This is a genomic window from Leptolyngbya sp. FACHB-321, from assembly GCF_014695975.1.
Lineage (GTDB): Bacteria > Cyanobacteriota > Cyanobacteriia > Leptolyngbyales > Leptolyngbyaceae > Stenomitos.
The window spans coordinates 57,601-75,291 of the sequence record NZ_JACJPI010000058.1 but is presented as its reverse complement, the minus strand read 5'-3'; the positions used below and the strand labels follow the sequence as shown (position 1 = coordinate 75,291).

Annotated in this window: 16 protein-coding genes and 1 pseudogene; 3 read left to right on the top strand and 14 right to left on the bottom strand. The window is 49.8% G+C overall.

The genetic code is table 11. The features are described from left to right. Positions 1-168: 168 nt before the first annotated feature. From H6F76_RS11160 to H6F76_RS11100, 13 genes are all read right to left on the bottom strand, one after another. On the bottom strand, positions 169-1,254 hold the full coding sequence (locus H6F76_RS11160) for a DUF3326 domain-containing protein (protein WP_190508204.1): 1,086 nt from the start codon (positions 1,252-1,254) through the stop codon (positions 169-171). A 64-nt stretch (positions 1,255-1,318) separates the two neighbouring features. Then, positions 1,319-1,501 carry a hypothetical protein gene (locus H6F76_RS11155; RefSeq protein ID WP_190508202.1) on the bottom strand — a complete coding sequence of 61 codons (183 nt, stop codon included), beginning with the start codon at positions 1,499-1,501 and terminating at the stop codon, positions 1,319-1,321. 74 nt (positions 1,502-1,575) lie between these two features. Next, positions 1,576-2,118 (bottom strand): hypothetical protein, encoded by a 543-nt coding sequence (locus H6F76_RS11150; RefSeq protein WP_190508200.1) that lies wholly within the window; start codon positions 2,116-2,118, stop codon positions 1,576-1,578. A gap of 80 nt (positions 2,119-2,198) precedes the next feature. Continuing rightward, a complete protein-coding gene (locus tag H6F76_RS11145) occupies positions 2,199-2,525 on the bottom strand; it encodes a 2Fe-2S iron-sulfur cluster-binding protein (protein WP_190449434.1) in 327 nt (108 codons plus the stop codon). A 115-nt stretch (positions 2,526-2,640) separates the two neighbouring features. After that, complete coding sequence (locus H6F76_RS11140) at positions 2,641-3,591, bottom strand: F0F1 ATP synthase subunit gamma (RefSeq protein ID WP_190449433.1); 951 nt, start codon at positions 3,589-3,591, stop codon at positions 2,641-2,643. 135 nt (positions 3,592-3,726) lie between these two features. After that, positions 3,727-5,241 (bottom strand): F0F1 ATP synthase subunit alpha, encoded by a 1,515-nt coding sequence (gene atpA / locus H6F76_RS11135; protein ID WP_190449432.1) that lies wholly within the window; start codon positions 5,239-5,241, stop codon positions 3,727-3,729. Between the two features lie 95 nt (positions 5,242-5,336). Continuing rightward, positions 5,337-5,894 (bottom strand): ATP synthase F1 subunit delta, encoded by a 558-nt coding sequence (gene atpH, locus H6F76_RS11130; protein ID WP_190449431.1) that lies wholly within the window; start codon positions 5,892-5,894, stop codon positions 5,337-5,339. Beyond that, positions 5,891-6,457 carry a F0F1 ATP synthase subunit B gene (locus H6F76_RS11125; protein WP_190508199.1) on the bottom strand — a complete coding sequence of 189 codons (567 nt, stop codon included), beginning with the start codon at positions 6,455-6,457 and terminating at the stop codon, positions 5,891-5,893. The genes atpH and H6F76_RS11125 overlap by 4 nt, the downstream gene beginning before the upstream one ends. Positions 6,458-6,544: 87 nt before the next feature. Further along, positions 6,545-6,967: a F0F1 ATP synthase subunit B' gene (locus tag H6F76_RS11120; RefSeq protein ID WP_190449429.1), complete on the bottom strand. Its 423-nt coding sequence runs from the start codon at positions 6,965-6,967 to the stop codon at positions 6,545-6,547. A gap of 180 nt (positions 6,968-7,147) precedes the next feature. After that, positions 7,148-7,393 (bottom strand): ATP synthase F0 subunit C, encoded by a 246-nt coding sequence (gene atpE, locus H6F76_RS11115; RefSeq protein ID WP_190449428.1) that lies wholly within the window; start codon positions 7,391-7,393, stop codon positions 7,148-7,150. Positions 7,394-7,521: 128 nt separating this feature from the next. After that, a complete protein-coding gene (atpB, locus tag H6F76_RS11110) occupies positions 7,522-8,277 on the bottom strand; it encodes a F0F1 ATP synthase subunit A (protein ID WP_190449427.1) in 756 nt (251 codons plus the stop codon). A 59-nt stretch (positions 8,278-8,336) separates the two neighbouring features. Then, on the bottom strand, positions 8,337-8,756 hold the full coding sequence (locus tag H6F76_RS11105; RefSeq protein WP_199322055.1) for an ATP synthase subunit I: 420 nt from the start codon (positions 8,754-8,756) through the stop codon (positions 8,337-8,339). Positions 8,757-9,114: 358 nt separating this feature from the next. Next, positions 9,115-9,729 carry a hypothetical protein gene (locus tag H6F76_RS11100; protein WP_190508197.1) on the bottom strand — a complete coding sequence of 205 codons (615 nt, stop codon included), beginning with the start codon at positions 9,727-9,729 and terminating at the stop codon, positions 9,115-9,117. A gap of 58 nt (positions 9,730-9,787) precedes the next feature. Between H6F76_RS11100 and H6F76_RS11095 the strand changes: the two genes are divergently transcribed. Next, positions 9,788-10,030 (top strand): 2-oxoisovalerate dehydrogenase, encoded by a 243-nt coding sequence (locus H6F76_RS11095; RefSeq protein ID WP_190508195.1) that lies wholly within the window; start codon positions 9,788-9,790, stop codon positions 10,028-10,030. A gap of 273 nt (positions 10,031-10,303) precedes the next feature. Next, positions 10,304-13,591: pseudogene (locus H6F76_RS11090) on the top strand (phycobilisome rod-core linker polypeptide); the annotation flags it as partial. Positions 13,592-13,909: 318 nt separating this feature from the next. On the opposite strand, the gene H6F76_RS11085 reads toward H6F76_RS11090, so the two are convergent. Next, positions 13,910-14,869 (bottom strand): beta-1,6-N-acetylglucosaminyltransferase, encoded by a 960-nt coding sequence (locus H6F76_RS11085; RefSeq protein ID WP_190508191.1) that lies wholly within the window; start codon positions 14,867-14,869, stop codon positions 13,910-13,912. A gap of 231 nt (positions 14,870-15,100) precedes the next feature. Between H6F76_RS11085 and nrdJ the strand changes: the two genes are divergently transcribed. Beyond that, entirely contained in the window at positions 15,101-17,431 is a 2,331-nt protein-coding gene (nrdJ, locus tag H6F76_RS11080; RefSeq protein ID WP_190508189.1) for a ribonucleoside-triphosphate reductase, adenosylcobalamin-dependent, read from the top strand. The last annotated feature ends 260 nt before the right edge of the window (positions 17,432-17,691 follow it).

Here is a 17,691-nt window from a genome sequence, read left to right as displayed (position 1 = left end):
GATCAGGAAACTGTGCCACAGGAAAAAAGCTGCTAAAGAACGGACTCTCACTTCAAAGCTTAGGCATTCTGATCTAGTGATACAGTTGGCGGCGGTCTGAAAGAGCCATGATTTCTCAACAAGTCTAGCGCTTTGCGCTCAAAGTGCATCGTCTGTTTGTTGAGGGATTCAATCATTAAAACGGGATAACGATCGCAGGGATGGCTTGAGCGCAGCAGCACTGATTCCTGCCCGTTGAGCCACCAGTAAACCTAACGCTTCCAGGTAAGAGGGCACGCAGGTTGCGTCCATGCCTAAGGCTTTGGGTGGCACTTGCATAGTAGTCTGGTTGTCCTGTACTGCAATGATGCGGGGCGATGACGTTCCAATCGTTGATGATTGGCTCCAGCTCATGACTGCGCTACCACCACAAGCGGTTGCAGGTACTACGACAGCATCTACTTGCTCTGTCCAAATGTCTCCCATTTGAGGACTGAAGGTAGGATGCGATCGCGTCACAAATTGCGGCGCACGACTTAAGCCCACTAAAACACAGGGCAAAAAGGTATAGCCTAATTCTTCAGCCGCCGATCGTGGTGCGACTTGAGGATCAAGCGGCAGCGGCAAAAGAGCGGGCGCATGGGCACAGGGAATACTAAACGTGCGTACAACTAAATGGCTGATTACTGCTTCGGCTCCTGCGATCGGATCAACACCTTGACCATGGCGGTATTGTTGGAGTGCATCACCCCCAAAATCATCAGGAAAGCGGGCAACCACCGCGATCGCCGTTGCGCCTGCTTTTTGGATCAATGCCTCTGCTGCACGTAACAAACTAGCGGGGTTTTGAATCGTACCCCATGTTGCACCCGATGCGGCTGTTTGCAGACTCACGTTTAGAGGCGCATCTGTAACAATGTATTCAGTGAGATCTAATCCTAGTGTCGCTCTTGCTGCATCAGCAGCCTGAAGGTGCCGCAGGCGCAACTCTGGTTCAATCCCTTGATCAAGAATTAACCCGATACGGTTTTGGTGAACGGGACGCAAGCCCCACTGTCCTGCTGCAAACTGATCGAGTCCATAGCCCTCCACATACAGTGCATTTGGAAGCTGCCAATAAAGCTGCGCGCCGTTAAGAACATTAGGATGCGTAATAAGGCAATCGGCAACCTGTGCGATCGCCCGTGCAACAGGTAACGCATCGCCTGCATAACCACCGATCGTCGCCCCAATGCCCGTCGGTATAATCAAGGCAACAGTAAAGGGGCGTTTCATAGAAAGGATAAGGAATGTAGCTTGCTTCCGCTCGGCGGTAGGATGAGGGATGAAAAATTAGCCTTTAGCCTTCATCCTTTTTTGTAACGATCGCTTCCACGATGGCTTTTTGCGTAGTGATATTTACCTCAGTTACAGCCCAGCGTAAGGGATCGCCATAGGTTTGCAGCTTAGCTTCGATCGCTTGACGCACTTCAGCAGGCGATCCCTCAAGCTTAATTTCGGCAGTGATGAATTGGGTAATCACTATTCACGTTCAAAATTGTTAGGTTGATGGTCTTTGCGTATTGGTATTAAAAGGAGCGATCGTCTAGTAACCGTTCACAACTCATTGAGTACATACACAACTTGCTCACCATCAGCTTCGTCAAAACCTGCTAAACCTGAGGCTGTAAATCGGCACTCAGTTGGAATACTTGAATCTAGCAACGGTGGAGCTTCTTTTCCCAATAGTTGTAGAAAAGATTGAATTAAAGAATCTAACCATGAGCCGTTAGTCTGCTTCTGAGCTAAACCACCGATCATCTCCCCAAAGTAAAGCGGAGATTGCCGGCTATACTCCGTCTGAAGAGAGGCTAACGCTGCTTGGTGAGCCTTAAGAGCAGTATTCTCACGACTGGAAGGTAGCTTCCACTGACCTCGGAGAGAACCAGGTCGGTAATCTATTTCGACCAGCAACCTTGTACATTGACGATCGAAAGCTCGCTCTTCAAGAGCTTTCAAAACAACTGCGGCTCGGGTTGAAAATTGTACTTGCATTTTCTCAATGCTAACTTTCCAGCTACTACCACCTGCAATGCTTGGGGTCTGAATCGTTGCTATTAGCAGCAAGGAAAGGACAGAAGGTTTTGTTACTACTTTCATGCTGCTGATAGACAATTCTTAGGGTACAACTCTCCCTTAAAACCTGCTATACAACGAAAATCTAGTGTTCTCAGCTCTTATTATTTCTGTTGAAACTGCCCAAACTGGAGGTGATAAACCGTATCTTCTTTCTCAGTTTCAATCTTCAAATCAGAACGCGGATACGCGACACAAAGGAGGGCATAGCCCTGTTCTCTCAATTCTGGGCTAACCCCCATTGCATCGGGCTGATCAACCCTGCCTTCAATCACCTGAGCCGCACAGGTTGTACAAATACCTGCATTGCAAGAATTAGGTAACTCCAGCCCAGACGCTTGAGCCGCTTCTAAAATGGTTTGATCATCGGGCACCTGAAGCGTATGAGTGCTACCCTGATGCTGAAGTTCAACCGTGTAGGTGTTAGACATAAGCGATCGACAAAAGAATACAGCGCTTCCTTGATTTTTCGATAGATGGCTCAGACGATCGCGGGGCAGCCGTGCCTAGACACACACTGAGACGATCGTCTGAATGACCGCCGATTTAACGTTGGGCTTCAGCGCCACCCACAACTTCCAGGATTTCTTGCGTAATTGCCGCCTGACGAGCTTTGTTGTAACCCCGTGTTAGCGTGCTAATCAAGTCCTTCGCGTTGTCGCTGGCATTGCTCATAGCAGTCATTCGGGCAGCAAGCTCACTAGCGGCAGACTCTTGGAGCGCTCGTAGCAACTGGTTGTTTAAATACAGCGGCAGCAAAGCATCCAAAATCTGTACCGGATCTTGCTCAAAGATCATGTCTTGAGGGAAGGTCTGAGGTGCAGCAGCCGCTACTTTCGATCGCTCCACCTGAAACTGTCCACCACGAGACGTAAGCCGGAAGATTTCATCGTCTGGCACCTCAAGTCCCTGAGGATCAAGTGGCAGAAGCGTCTGAATGACAGGACGAGAGCTAATAAGTGAGACAAACCGTGTGTACACCAACTCAACTTTATCAACCGTTTCAGAGAGAAAGAGAGCCAGCAGTTGATCGGCAATTTGCGATGCCTCGGAAGCAGTGGGAATCTGCTCCAAATTAACAAAGGTTTCGACGATCGGCTGATCACGTCGTTGGAAGTATTGCGTTGCTTTGCGACCAACCAGCACATAGCGGTAGTTGATACCTTCCGCCTGCAGTTCCTTAGCGCGGATTTCTGCCCGCCGAATCACGTTGGAGTTATAGGCACCGCACAGACCACGATCGCCCGTTACAACCAAAATACCTACAGTCCTGACCGTGCGACGGCTCAGCAACGGCAGGTTTGCTTCGTCAAACCGTAAGCGAGCTTGCAGCCCGTAAAGTACCTGTGCCAGCCGATCAGCAAAGGGACGTGTTGCAATGACCTGCTCTTGAGCACGACGCACTTTAGCAGCAGCAACGAGACGCATCGCCTCAGTAATTTTTTTAGTGTTTTTGACCGACTTAATGCGATCGCGAATGCTTTTAAGATTTGCCATGTCGGAAGTGAGGGATGAGGGGTAAAGGGTGAGGAGTGTCTCACCAGAGCAAAACTAGAGCAGTCAATGTAAGCAGTGAGATGAAAAGAGGAGTAAGGGCATTACACCTTTCTCCTCACCCCTCTCTCCTCATCTCTATGCCGCAGCAAACGTCTTCTTGTACTCGCCAATCGCGTCCTTCAAAAGACCTTCAGCTTCTGGCGTTAGCTGCTTCTCAGTACGGACAATATCGCCATACTTAGGAGCGCTGTTCTTCAGATAGTCACGCAAGCCTTTCAGGAACGAAACCACCTTATCAACCGGAATATCATCCAGATACCCATTGATACCAGAGTAAATCGAAGCTACCTGTTCGGCGACTGAAAGCGGCGAGTATTGCGGTTGCTTCAGAATTTCGCGTAGGCGTTGACCCCGTGCCAATTGGTTTTGGGTCGCCTTGTCAAGGTCAGAAGCAAACTGAGCAAAGGCTTGCAGATCGTCGTACTGAGCCAGTTCCAGCTTCACCTTCCCAGCAACTTTTTTCATCGCCTTCGTTTGGGCAGCCGAACCAACCCGTGAAACAGAGATCCCTGCATTCACAGCTGGACGCAAGCCGGAGTTAAACAAGTCAGATGACAAGAAGATCTGCCCATCAGTGATCGAAATCACGTTGGTGGGAATGTAAGCCGAGACATCACCCGCTTGCGTTTCAATAATCGGTAATGCAGTCATGCTGCCTTCACCCAGTTCAGGGCTAAGTTTTGCAGCCCGCTCTAACAAACGGGAGTGAGCGTAGAATACGTCACCTGGGTATGCCTCACGACCGGGTGGACGACGCAGTAGCAATGACATTTGGCGATATGCCTGCGCCTGCTTGGAAAGGTCATCATAAATCACCAGGGTGTGCTTGCCCTTGTACATGAAGTATTCTGCAAGAGTCGCGCCTGTGTAAGGTGCAAAATATTGCAGAGTTGCAGGGGCGTTGGCGTTTGCAGCAATAACGATGGTGTAGTCAAGCGCACCATTCTCACGCAGGACGCTAACAATGTTGGCGACGGTCGATGCCTTCTGCCCAACTGCTACGTAAACGCAAATAACATCTTCACCCTTTTGATTCAGAATGGTGTCGATCGCAACGGAGGTTTTGCCAGTTTGACGATCGCCGATAATCAATTCTCGTTGACCGCGACCAATCGGAATCATGGAGTCGATCGCCGTGATGCCGGTTTGCAGTGGCTCATACACCGACTTACGCTCAATAATCCCAGGCGCGGGCGATTCAATCAGGCGCGTCTCTGTCGTGTGGATGTCACCTTTACCATCAATAGGGCGGGCAAGGGCATCTACCACCCGTCCAAGCATGGCTTCACCCACTGGAATCTGAGCGATTCTGCCAGTAGATGTCACCGAACTTCCTTCTTGAATATTAAGTCCGTCGCCCATTAGCACGACACCAACGTTATCTTCTTCCAGGTTCAGCGCCATACCGACGGAACCATCTTCAAATTCCACCAATTCGCCCGCCATTGCTTTGTCTAAGCCATAGATGCGAGCAATACCGTCACCAACCTGCAGCACTGTACCAACGTTTGACACGTTGACCTTTTGATCGTACTGCTCAATCTGTTGGCGAATAATGCTGCTAATTTCGTCTGGTCGAATACTTACCATAAGAGTTGCTCGTTGTGAGGATGAGAGATGGGATCAGTTTTTGGTTGTTCGTTGTTAGCGCTGAGACTAAAAACCAACCACTAACGGCTAACAACTTAAGTTGTGCTGCCTAAGCGTAACGAAATGCGTCGGAGTTGACCGCGCAAGCTTGCATCAATGATCTGAGAGCCAACTTTGATAATCACACCACCAATTAAGTCAGGATCGATCGTTGTTTCGATCTCAACGTTTTGGGCACCCGTGAGGGCTATCACTCGCTCACGCACTGTCTGCTGCTGCGCCTCATTAAGTGGCACTGTCGAAACAATTTGAGCCAGCGCCGTTTGGTTTAGTTCGCGTAGCAATGCCTGATACTGCTTCAAAATGCCACTTAAAAAAGCGATACGACGATGATCCACAATCAGCAGCAGAAAGTTGCGAATGTGGGGATGCACCTGGTCACCCAAAACCTGCTGCAAAACTGCTTTCTTGGCGTCCAGACTAACAACAGGGCTTGCCAAAAACTGATCGAGATCAGGCGATTCTTTCAGGAGGTTCAAGATACTGCTGGCATCTTCACCAAAGCGATCGCTCAAATTCTCAGTTTTTGCCAGAGACATCAGCGCCTGGGCATAGGGGGCAGAAATTTCACTGGTAATGACGCTATCACTCACTGGTCGCCTCCTACTAGCATGGCAATGCTACGATCGATTAATTGTTGCTGCACCGAGTCATTTAGCCGCGATGGCAGCTCTGACTCGACACGCTGCATGGCTAGCGCTGCTACTCGTTGACGTAGCTCATTAATCACTTTTGCCTGGTCAGCGTTGAGATCCTGGGTCGCTGCTTCACGCATCCGTTGGATGTCAAGTTCAGCTTTGGCAGCAATCTCTGCTTTAGCGGTAGCAGCGGCTACTTGTCCTGCTGCTCGAATTTTTTCCGCTTCCCCTTGAGCTTGTGCTAGCTTCTGCTGTTGCTGTGCTAGGGCACTCACTGCGTCTTTCTTGCGTTGCTCAGCTTCTTTAATGGCGTCTTCGATCGCAGTTCGACGAGCGCTCAGGGTTTTACCTAAAAAGCCGCGCCCAAAGTAGATCAAAACACCCGCAACGATCGCCAGGTTAACCAAATTGGTTTCAAGAATGTCGAAGTTGAGACCAAAGCCACCTGCTTCAGCTGTTTCAACCGCTTCGGTGCCTAAAACGTTAGCTTCAATCGCCAACTTTAAGAGAATATCCATATCGCTACGTCCAAAATGGCTGGAGTCATCAGCGTTCAGTTGTTAAGCTCTAGACTTTAAGGGTGCTTAAAGATTAACAACCAACGTCTAAAGACTGACTAAAAGTTTGTCTAAAATCTGGTGGCTCAATGACTCAACTTGCTGCTCTAAGGAACTCATTGCTTCCTGCTTCTGTTGATCAAGCTCACGCTGCACGCGCTCACGCTGAGCTTGCGCTTCTTGCTGTGCAGTGGCAATTTGTTGGTCAGCAAGGGCTTGGGCTTCCGCTTGTGCCGTAGCGATCGTCTGTTGATATTGCCGACGAGTCGTTGCCAACTCTTGTTCGTACTGCGTTGCTAAATGTTCAGCCTTTGCCAGCCGCTCACGCGCTTCGGTTTCATTTGTGCGGATGTAGTCACTACGGTCTTCGATCGCCTTTGTTAATGGCTTGTAAAAGACCACGTTTAGCAGGGCAACTAGAACCAAAAACTGAACCGCCATCAGTGGCAGAGTGGCATCAAAATCAAACATTGTCTTGAGTTTGGGGTTCTTGAATTGGGATGGAGCGTCTCTCGTAACTTCTCGCAATTGATGTCGAGTTATTGGTAACTGGTAACTAAAGACAAACAGAATGACTCTGTTACCAATTACCCATCACTCGTTCACTTCAAATGGCGCGTACTGGTTAACCAAATTACTGAAGCAAGGCGCTTAAGCGAAGGGGTTAGCAAACAACAGCACAAGCGCAATCACCAAGCCATAGATGGTCAAGGATTCCATAAACGCCAGAGTTAGCAGAAGCGTACCGCGAATTTTGCCTTCTGCTTCTGGCTGACGGGCAATCCCTTCAACGGCGGAACCGGAGGCATTACCTTGACCAATGCCAGGACCGATAGACGCTAAACCGATCGCCAATGCAGCAGACAGAACAGACGCAGAAGCAACTAATGGATCCATGATTCTTTCCTTGAGTAATGAACAAACTAAATGAACAACTTGCCGCTTAAAGGCTCAGGTTTCGCACCTGCGCTCGCATCTAAGCAATCTGAACCGATCGCAATCCGCCAGCAGATCAGCAATCGAAGCTATGCATGCTCCTCATGCTCATCTCCATGACCTTCAAGTGCTTCATGAATGTAAGCACCTGCCAGTGTGGCAAACACTAGCGCCTGGATTGCGCTGGTAAACAGACCTAGAAGCATCACTGGTAACGGCACAAACAATGGCACCAAAAGCACCAAGACCGCTACCACCAACTCATCCGCAAGAATGTTGCCAAACAAACGGAAACTGAGTGAGAGTGGCTTCGTGAAATCTTCCAAAATTGCGATTGGCAGCAGTACAGGGGTTGGCTGGACATACTTTGCGAAGTAACCCAAACCCTTGCGGCTAAAGCCAGCGTAGAAATACGCTAGAGAAACCAGCAGTGCCAATGCCACAGTCGTGTTGATGTCATTGGTAGGAGCAGCCAGTTCGCCTTCGGGAAGCCGAATCAGCTTCCAGGGAACCAACGCACCTGACCAGTTAGAGACAAAAATGAATAAAAAGAGCGTACCAATAAACGGCACCCAGGGACGGTACTCTTTTTCACCAAGCTGGTCTCTAGCAATGCCACGCACAAACTCCAACGCATATTCCATCAGGTTTTGAATGCCTTTAGGGATACGCTGGACATTGCGCGTTGCCGCGATCGAAGCAATCAATAAAAGCCCAATCACGACCCAGGAAACCAGAAACACCTGTCCGTGGATTCTAAGGTTGCCAATCTGCCAGTAAAGATGGTGCCCCACCTCAAGGCTGGCAAGCGGAAAAACGTTAAGCGCTGGGAGAAAACTTAGCATTAGACTTTGAGCGGTTTTCCCAAATAGATTAAGGGGTGAAAAGTTTCAGAACCGGCTGATTAGCGAGAGTCAGACGGTAGCAAGAGACGAAACATATAAACAATGAGCGCGGCTTTATAGGTAAGAAAACCTAAAAAGATTGGTAACACCTGCAATTGATCCAACCGAGTTGCTACTATGATCAACCCAATGAAGATCGCAATCTGGGATTTGCCAACCTTGCTATTCCCATTGCCTATCTGCTCAACGTTTCTAGCCAACACTTTCAAGTAAACCACACCTGTGCACGCTCCAAGTAAATAATTCAGAGCAATGTTGAGCGGGTAAAAAAAGCAAACGGTGAGGAAAATTATCCCCGTCAGCACTAGCGTCGTGAGCAGCAACTCGCGTTGGAGTTGGTAGTACTCCTGCATCGAAGCATTCGGCTTCGTTGAGCTGTCACTGGGCTGTGAAGGTGCGCCTGTTTCAGTGGTTTGCATCGTCAAAAGGATCAACTCGCTGTTTCAGCCATACTGACACAACAAAGAAACTCAACGATCGCACGTCTTTAAAGTAAAGACTTCAATGTGATGAGTTCCAGTCTTTTACTGGCAGCACCAGAGACCGCTGTCATCATATCACGCAGGGAGTAATAATACTTAATGACGCAAGATTAAGCAGGGTTAAAAAATGAAGCGCTGTTCCCTTAGTGATTGCATCTTGAACCAACACAGCAATGATCGAGTGCACTGGCTCCTGCACCTTCAGTTGATCGCATTAGTCAAGCAGGCGATCAATGTGTCCTTCAATATCGCATCGAACTCTACCCTGCTTTAGCGATCGCCTTTAGTCACAGGACTAAAGAAGATCACCGATATGTGGATAGCTTAAAGCCAACAGTCCATTTCCTTCATGTAAAGCAGTACGCAAAGAAGAGAGAAGCAATGATAAAAGCGTTTGAGGAAAGTTTTTGTAGTAGCCCAAGGCATAAACTGCCTCTGCCCTCTTATCAAACTCAGCTGAGTTTAGCTCTCCTAAAATTTGCTCCACTGTCTGCAAAACATCAGCTACATCCTTTGGCGGAACAAACATATTGCCAAAATAGCCTGGAAGTCTGCTTGTTTGCTCATATCCCAAGCCGACCCACAGTATCATCGTGGCACTTTCACGATCAGTTATCTTAAGAGCTAAGGTTGCCTCCTCTAGCTCGTCTCCGGGCATGATTGAACTTCGATCAGCAGCAATGTCATTCAGGATCTTAGTAAAACCATCTGGATAGAAAAGGTCATAAGCAAGACACAAATCGCTCCAATCATTAGGATTTAAGTCTGGCTCTAAAGCCCGATTTTGCAGAAATTCTTTTGCTTTCTCATATATGCGAGATTGCTGAACAGCTTTTTCAAAGATACTCTCTGCTACTTGAGCATCTTCAGCCAACACGAGGAGCAAAAACCAACCAGGATTAACGCTCATGCTTTTTCTGGCGATTGTTGCAGTTTAGGGTACTAGAATCGGCATTCTAAGGATAGCCATGATAGTAATCATTTTCTTGGTAGAAGACGATCCAGAAGGTGGTTACGTTGCCAGAGCGATTGGCGAATCTATTTTTACGCAAGCTGACACCATTGCAGAACTGAAAACATTGGCGCAAGATGCCGTGCAGTGCCATTACCCTGATCAGCAAGAGCGCCCTAAACCGATTCGTCTACACAGTGTTCATGATGAAGTGATTGCCTCAAACAGTCATGCTGCCGCACATAACGAAGATTTGTAACAAAACGTTTGTGCCTTCTCAGGAGCGTGACCTCGATCCCCTATGATCGGACGATACAGTGAGCGATCGCAGTCTACATACTTTTTAATCAACGAGTCTTGAGACTCGCATCGTTCTAACCTAAATATTGAACTGGTAGACCCTGTGCCGTCATTAGATTTGAGTCCTGATTATGCTTTTTTCTAGAAGGCAAGGGCTTTGGGATGGTTGCCAGGTGGCACTCTGGTCAGATTTAACACAGTCACGATCCGTTAAAGGGAGCTTTTGAAATCAATGAGTGTTAAAGCAAGTGGTGGAAGCTCGGTTGCCCGTCCGCAACTTTACCAAACCGTCCCAGTCGCGACGATCACCCAGGCTGAGCAGCAAGATCGTTTCCTGGGACGTGGCGAATTGGACGAGTTGGCTGGTTATTTCAGTTCTGGTGCCAAGCGCCTCGAAATTTCTGAAGCGCTGACTCAAAATGCTGAAATTATCGTTTCGCGGGCTGCCAACCGTATTTTTGTTGGCGGTTCTCCAATGGCGTTTTTGGAAAAACCGCAGGAAGAGCCTGCCATGGTGTCGGCTGGTGGTGGGATGGACACCCGCGAATCAATGAAGCTGGGAACAGCAACATACGTTAGCTCCGGTGGTGGTTTTCTGGATGGTATTCGATCGCTGTTCAGTACGAGCGGTGGCACGACTCCAGCAAACTTTCGTCCGATCAACGTGGCGCGTTACGGTCCCAGCAACATGGCAAAGTCCTTGCGGGATCTGAGCTGGTTTCTGCGGTATGTGACGTATGCGATCGTAGCGGGCGATCCAAACATCATTTCAGTCAACGTTCGCGGTCTGCGAGAAATCATTGAACGTGCCTGCTCAGGTGAGGCAACGATCGTGGCATTGCAAGAAATGAAAGTGGCTGCCCTGAGCTACTTCCGTCGCGATGAAGCAGCAACGGCGCTCGTGACAGAATACTTCGATGTTCTGATTACCGAGTTTAAAGCGCCAACTCCATCCGACAAGCTGCGCCAACGCGCTTCTAGTGATTTGCAAGGGCTGCAACTGCCCCAGATCTACTTCAACGCTGCTGAGCGTCGTCCTAAATACGCGATGAAGCCAGGGCTATCGTCCTCTGAAAAGAATGAGGTGATCAAAGCAGCCTACCGGCAGGTGTTTGAGCGCGACATTACCCGTGCTTACTCCCTCGGCATCTCGGATCTGTCCTCCAAGGTAAAGAACGGCGAAATCTCGATGAAAGAGTTCGTGCGTCGCCTTGCCAAGTCGCCGCTGTACCGCAAGAACTTTTACGAGCCCTACATTAACAGTCGAGCGCTAGAGCTGGCATTCCGCCACATCTTAGGTCGTGGTCCCAGTTCGCGTGAAGAAGTGCAAAACTACTTTGCGATCGTCTCCAAGGGTGGTCTGCCAGCCTTGATCGATGCGCTTGTAGACTCCAAAGAGTATGCCGACTACTTTGGCGAAGAAACGGTGCCCTATCTGCGTGGTCTGGGTCAAGAAGCGCAAGAGTGTCGCAACTGGGGACCACAACAAGATCTGTTTAATTTCAGTGCGCCCTTCCGTAAGATTCCGCAGTTTCTCACGACGTTTGCGAATTACGATCGCCCACTGCCAGATCAACATCCCTACGGCTCGGGCAACGACCCCCTGGAAATTCAGTTTGGTGCCATCTTCCCGAAAGAAACGAGAAACCCCAGCGCCAGCCCTGCCCCCTTTGGTAAGGATACCCGCCGGATTTTGATTAATCAGGGCGCAGGTATCAACAACCAACTCAGCAACCCTGAGGCGCGAGGTGTCGCTCCTGGTTCACTTGGACCTAAGGTGTTCAAACTGGATCAACTCCCTAGCTTTACAGGCGGCACTGGTCGGCGCAAAACCAACACCCAGGGCGTCAGTACCAAGTTTTCTGAGAGTTCTACACAGGCAGTTATTAAGGCAACATACCTGCAAGTCTTTGGGCGCGATGTCTACGATGGTCAGCGCTTGAAAGTAGATGAAATCAAACTAGAAAACGGCGAAATCACGGTACGCGAATTTGTGCGTCGGTTAGCCAAGTCCAACTTGTTTCGATCGCTCTACTGGACACCACTCTATGTGACGAAGGCGGTCGAGTATATCCATCGTCGCTTAGTGGGTCGCCCCACTTACGGTCGCCAAGAGACTAACAAGTATTTCGATATTTGTGCCAAGAAAGGCTTCTATGCACTGGTTGATGCCCTCATTGACAGCCAGGAATACAGTGATGCCTTTGGTGAGGACACCGTTCCCTACGAACGTTACCTGACTCCCGCAGGCTTGTCACAGCGTAACTCTCGTCTTGGTAGCCTCGGTGAGAAAGGCAATCGGGTAGATCAAGAAGAAACGCCGCGCTTTGTCACACTGGGCGCTGTGTCAGAACAGCGTTCTGAACCCGACATTGAGTTCCGTAGCAATCAAGGTGTTAGCAAGAAGCGCGAGCAAACGAAAGTCTTCAAACTGACTGAACTAAGAGACAAAATGGCGCTCCGAACCCTGATTGGTGCTGCCTATCGTCAAGTGTTTGAGCGTGATATTGCGCCGTACATTGTCGAGAATGAATTCTCGGCGCTGGAAAGCAAGTTGGGCAACGGTGAAATTAACCTCAAAGAGTTCATTGAAGGGCTGGGTTGCTCTAGCCTCTACATCAAAGAATTCTACACGCCGTATCCCAACACCAAAGTGATTGAACTAGGGACAAAACACTTCCTGGGTCGCGCACCGCTGGATCAGGCAGAAATCCGCAAGTACAACCAACTCTTGGCAACCAAGGGGCTTAAAGCTTTTATTAGTGCTTTGGTCAACGGCACCGAATACGCTCATGCGTTCGGTGAGGACACAGTACCTTATAACCGCTTCCTGACGCTGCCTGCTGCTAACTTCCCTAATAGTCAGACCCTTTACAACAAGTTGACGAAGCAAGACAACGCCTTGGTAGTGCCAAGCTTTGACACTGTGAAGCCACGCATGGATGTTGCAAAGATGCCGCTGATGGATCAGGCGTTAGCAGAGATAGCGGGACAGGCAAGCCAAGCCGCTCACAGTCAATCTGTGTTGGTTGAGTCGGGTCGATCGACTGGCAATGGCGATGGTCAAGTTGAGGTCAGTGCTGATGCGACTCGTCGCAAGCCTGCCCGCATCTACCGCTTGAATCCTGGTATGACTCAGGCTGAAATCGCGCTGGTTTGCAATGCAATCTATGTGCAGGTAATGGATGTCGCTAGCGGTCAAGTACCAGAGCAATTCCACCGTCCCGACTTAGAAAGCAAACTTCGCAATGGTGAAATCTCAGTGCGGGAGTTTGTGCAGGCATTGGTAAGCTCCGAAAGCTACATCAGCCGCTTCTATACGCCGTACCCTAGTGCAAAGGTTGTTGAGTTTCTGTTCCGCCATCTGCTAGGTCGTGCGCCTGCTCAAGCTGAAACGGCTCACTACCAAACTCTGCTGGCTGATCATGGGTTGAAAGCAGCAGTGGCAGCGATCGTTGATAGCCCTGAGTACGTCCGCTATTTTGGTGAGGATGTTGTGCCCTACAAGCGCCTTCCTGCCGCCACGATAGATAGCTAACGCTTTGGGTCATGCCAGGCAGCTATCTGGTCAAACTGTAAGAGTTGTTGTCCTCACTCTTGAGGCGACACTTATTGCCTTAATCACTCAAGGCATCTAGCACCCTCCCCTGATCTGCCACCAGATCAGGGGAGTTTTGCTATCTAAGGTAGTTCGGCAGCATTAATACCTGTGGACTGCTAAAAATGGATATAGGTATTAGAGAGACGATCGCGCGTCTCATATCATTAGTTTTAATGCCATAGGCACAAAGGCAATCGGTTCAATGGACAAGAACGTTAGCTTGTGGCTTGCGTGACCTCAGGCTGACGTGGTATTTAATACCGACTGGTCAAGGCGGTCTAACACTGCGCTGTCGATCGCTGGCTCAAACTTACGCGCAAAGAACGCGCCAGACGCAGTGATCCTGTCTAGATCCTTGACCTTTAGGGTTAAGGGGCGTCCCCTCTTACTGTTGACATCGAAGAAGAAATGGTGCTCGCCGCTGAGCTTCAGCTCGGGGTTGTTCGCTAGGACGGTATGTGGGTAAACTTCGCTCGGCGTATTCATCCGGCTAAAATGCAGCGTGATTTCAGGATGAGACCGTGTGAATTCACAGAGATAGCTAGCTGCACGGTGCGAAAGGGTCATGTAGTACGAGCCGCCGAAGAGCGGAAATGCTTCTCCAACGATGTTAGTGCGATCGCGTAGCCCGATTTGGAGCGCATAACTGGTGTCAAGACGAACCCAGGGCTGAATCTTGTGCAGCATGACACGTACGATTCCCAGCACCTTGCGCCACACCCAGGCGGGCTCGGTACGCGTAAACCGCCAGTAGTACTGATAGTGATAGCGACCATGTGCCTCATCGTATGGCCAGATGCCTCCACCTCGACCATGTTCGTCGAAGACTTGGTGATGGTCGATAAAGGCATCCACCTGCGCGCGCTCCAGCAGGCTCACAAATTCTCTTAGCGGGCGTACCGGGTAGCACTGCCCTGTCAAGTTGATCACCCAATCGAAACGAATTCCGAGTTCGTGCGCACGTTCAAGCGCCGCGAGGTAGGACGCCGGAAGTGAAAAGTCAATGCGGCAACCGCTTGGGACATTCACAATGTAGACATCGGTCAGCCCTTCAAATGCCACTAACTCAAGCGCAAATGCTTCCTGGTTGTGACTGATCAAAACTACCCCTGAAGGGTCTGACTGCCGAATCGTCCGCACAAGCCGTACGATCTGAGGCAAGTTCTTAAACGTTTGAATCAGATACAAGACCCTCATTGTCTCCTCCTTGAGTGTGGTTGCCATAATTACGAAGACGCTCGTCTTTGATTTTCTAGAATAGGCTTGCAATCTTCTACCAGTTGCGATCGCACCCAAAAGTTGTGTCGTTTCGCAAACGTTATGCTAAAACACTACTGATCCATAACTCTACCGATAGTGTAGACTGTGATCTCTAGATGCTATATCTAGCCAAGCCCACCCCGTTCCAAAGAAGTGAGCGCTTAACCTATGGTTCGAGAACTTCATCAAGTTCGTGCCAATAGCTTGCCAACCAATCCTGCTCCCGTGCAGGATTCTAGCTTTTTGTCTGGGCAGTTTCCAGAAACCGCTCCCACTGCCAATCCAGTCTTCTTCAGAACCTATAGCCGCCGCACCGAAAACCGTCGTGAACCATTAGCAGACGTAATCCAGCGGACGACGCAAGGCTTGGTCGAGCTAGGGCACCTTACCCACAAAGAAGCTGCGTTGATTCAACTGATGCAGCAGCAGCTTAAGAGCCTGCCTTCAGGACGCTGGTTGTGGGTAGGCGGCACAGACTGGATCAACAAGCCAGAGAACTTTTCAGGAGCCTATAACTGCACCAGCACCAATGTCATTGACTGGCAGGCATTTGGGCTGATGATGGATCTTGCCATGATGGGCTGCGGCACCGGTGCCATTCTAGAGCCACGCTATATCAGCCGACTGCCAGCTATTCGCAATCGTCTGTTAGTCAGTTTAGAAGGTGAAATCGGCACAACGCCTGCGACTCAGCGGCACGATCGCACTCAAGTCACAATCGACGACCACAATGTGAAAATCCGCATTGGCGATAGCCGTCAGGGTTGGGTACAGTCTTACAAAGCTTTACTGGAGCTTTCGACTGATGAGCGGTTTACAGGCGATGTTTCTGTCACCGTTAACGTGAGCGATGTCCGCGCCGAAGGCGAAGTGCTGAAAGGTTTTGGCGGCATGGCAAACCCCATCCGCTTACCAGGACTGTACGAACGCTGTGCAGCGCTACTAAATAAAGCGCTCGGTCGGCAGTTGACCTCTGTAGAATGCTGTTTATTGATTGATGAAGCGGCTGCGACCGTTGTAGCAGGTAACATCCGGCGCTCAGCAGGGATGCGGCAGGGCGTAAGCAGTGATGAAGCATTTGCTGTTGCCAAGGATAATCTTTGGCAACAGGATGATGCCGGTAACTGGCGCATTGACCCAGAGCGCGATGCTCTGCGGATGGCGAACCACACTCGTGTGTATCACCACAAGCCGACAGAGCAAGAGTGTGTCGATGCTGTCCGCAAGCAATTCTATTCTGGTGAAGGGGCAATTCAGTATGCACCAGAGGCGATTGCCCGCTCGAACTGCGATTTACTAACGACACCAGCACTCAGAGCTGACTTTCTAGCTGTCTACAATCAGGGCACCGCAAACGAGTGGCTGCAACAGCATGAACCCCAAATGTCTGTGGAAGAGCGAGAGCACCGTTTGGGGCGCTATGGGTTGAATCCATGTGGTGAAATCTTGGGTGCCGACTTCCATTGCAACCTTGCAGAAGTCCACCTGAATCAGCTCGATCCTAGTAATTTAGATGAGCAAGCAAATGCGTTTAAAGCCGCTGCCCTCTCTGTTGCAGCCCTGCTGAATCATCGCTTTACCGAACCGCGCTATCAAAAATCGCGTGACCTCGACCCGATCGTTGGCGTTTCGTTCACAGGTCTCTTCGACTTCTTTGTGCATGCGTTTGGAGTCGAGTGGCTGCGCTGGTGGGAGGCTGGTAGGCCTGAGACTATAGCAGGTTTGGAGTTTAAGCAGAAAGAGCAGGTGTTCCTGTCACGCTGGCGAGACACTGTCAATCAAGCGGTGTGGGAGTATTGCGATCGCCACCAACTCAAGCGTCCCAATCGTTGCACCACTGTGCAGCCAGCAGGCACCAAATCGTTATTGACTGGAGCTAGCCCTGGTTGGCATCCACCGAAAGCCCAGCGCTTTATCCGGCGCATTACCTTCCGCAAGAATGATCCTGTAGCATTGGCTTGCTTGGACTACGGTTATAGCATTGTGCCGTCGCAGTCAGATAAGGATGAAAACGGCAATCTGTTAAATGATCCGTTTGATTCTCGCTGTACAGAATGGTTGGTGGAAATTCCCGTTGAGGTTTCCTGGGCAAACCTACCTGGAGCCGACACGATCGCGATCGAAAAATTCTCTGCCCTCGCGCAGTTTGATTTTTATATGCAGGTGCAAACCTACTACACTGCGCATAACACTAGCGCCACGATCGAACTGACCGAAGCCGAAGTTGAACCATTGGCAAAGCGCATTTACCAGGCGATTGCTAACGACGAAGGCTACATCAGCGCGGCTTTGTTAGCGCGGTTTGATGCGCCCTTTCCACGACTACCGTTTGAAAAAATCGACAAAGCAACGTTCGATCGTCGCCAGCAAGACGTTAAGACAAAGCAACAAACCAGTGACTTTTACGCTGCCCTCAGCCGCTATGACTCTGGCTTTAGTCTGGCTGAAGGTCCTGCTGGCTGTGATAGCGACAAATGTATGCTGCCGGAGAAGAAGTAGTCAGGGGAGCGAAGTGAGCGGTTAGAACAAGCGCAGTTCTTTTACTAAAGACAGTCGGCATTCTCATACTCGCTCGCTCCTTACCTGAAGCGAAAATGGCTCTTTACCTGCGAGACAAATTCGCTTCGCGTTACAATCACCAAAGAAACAACGGTCAGCGTTCAGATAATGCAGGCATCGCAAAGCATTTGCTCCATCAATGTTGTCTAGCAGTGCGACGCTGATACAAGCTCAAATTCGTATCTTACAGGAGCCTTTAT

Coding starts and splice junctions, on each gene's coding strand:
- H6F76_RS11160 (WP_190508204.1), bottom strand. CDS start 1,254: ATGAAACGCCCCTTTACTGTTGCCTTGATTATACCGACGGGCATTGGG.
- H6F76_RS11150 (WP_190508200.1), bottom strand. CDS start 2,118: ATGAAAGTAGTAACAAAACCTTCTGTCCTTTCCTTGCTGCTAATAGCA.
- H6F76_RS11145 (WP_190449434.1), bottom strand. CDS start 2,525: ATGTCTAACACCTACACGGTTGAACTTCAGCATCAGGGTAGCACTCAT.
- H6F76_RS11140 (WP_190449433.1), bottom strand. CDS start 3,591: ATGGCAAATCTTAAAAGCATTCGCGATCGCATTAAGTCGGTCAAAAAC.
- atpA (WP_190449432.1), bottom strand. CDS start 5,241: ATGGTAAGTATTCGACCAGACGAAATTAGCAGCATTATTCGCCAACAG.
- H6F76_RS11125 (WP_190508199.1), bottom strand. CDS start 6,457: ATGGATATTCTCTTAAAGTTGGCGATTGAAGCTAACGTTTTAGGCACC.
- H6F76_RS11120 (WP_190449429.1), bottom strand. CDS start 6,967: ATGTTTGATTTTGATGCCACTCTGCCACTGATGGCGGTTCAGTTTTTG.
- atpE (WP_190449428.1), bottom strand. CDS start 7,393: ATGGATCCATTAGTTGCTTCTGCGTCTGTTCTGTCTGCTGCATTGGCG.
- atpB (WP_190449427.1), bottom strand. CDS start 8,277: ATGCTAAGTTTTCTCCCAGCGCTTAACGTTTTTCCGCTTGCCAGCCTT.
- H6F76_RS11105 (WP_199322055.1), bottom strand. CDS start 8,756: ATGCAAACCACTGAAACAGGCGCACCTTCACAGCCCAGTGACAGCTCA.
- H6F76_RS11100 (WP_190508197.1), bottom strand. CDS start 9,729: ATGAGCGTTAATCCTGGTTGGTTTTTGCTCCTCGTGTTGGCTGAAGAT.
- H6F76_RS11095 (WP_190508195.1), top strand. CDS start 9,788: ATGATAGTAATCATTTTCTTGGTAGAAGACGATCCAGAAGGTGGTTAC.
- H6F76_RS11085 (WP_190508191.1), bottom strand. CDS start 14,869: ATGAGGGTCTTGTATCTGATTCAAACGTTTAAGAACTTGCCTCAGATC.
- nrdJ (WP_190508189.1), top strand. CDS start 15,101: ATGGTTCGAGAACTTCATCAAGTTCGTGCCAATAGCTTGCCAACCAAT.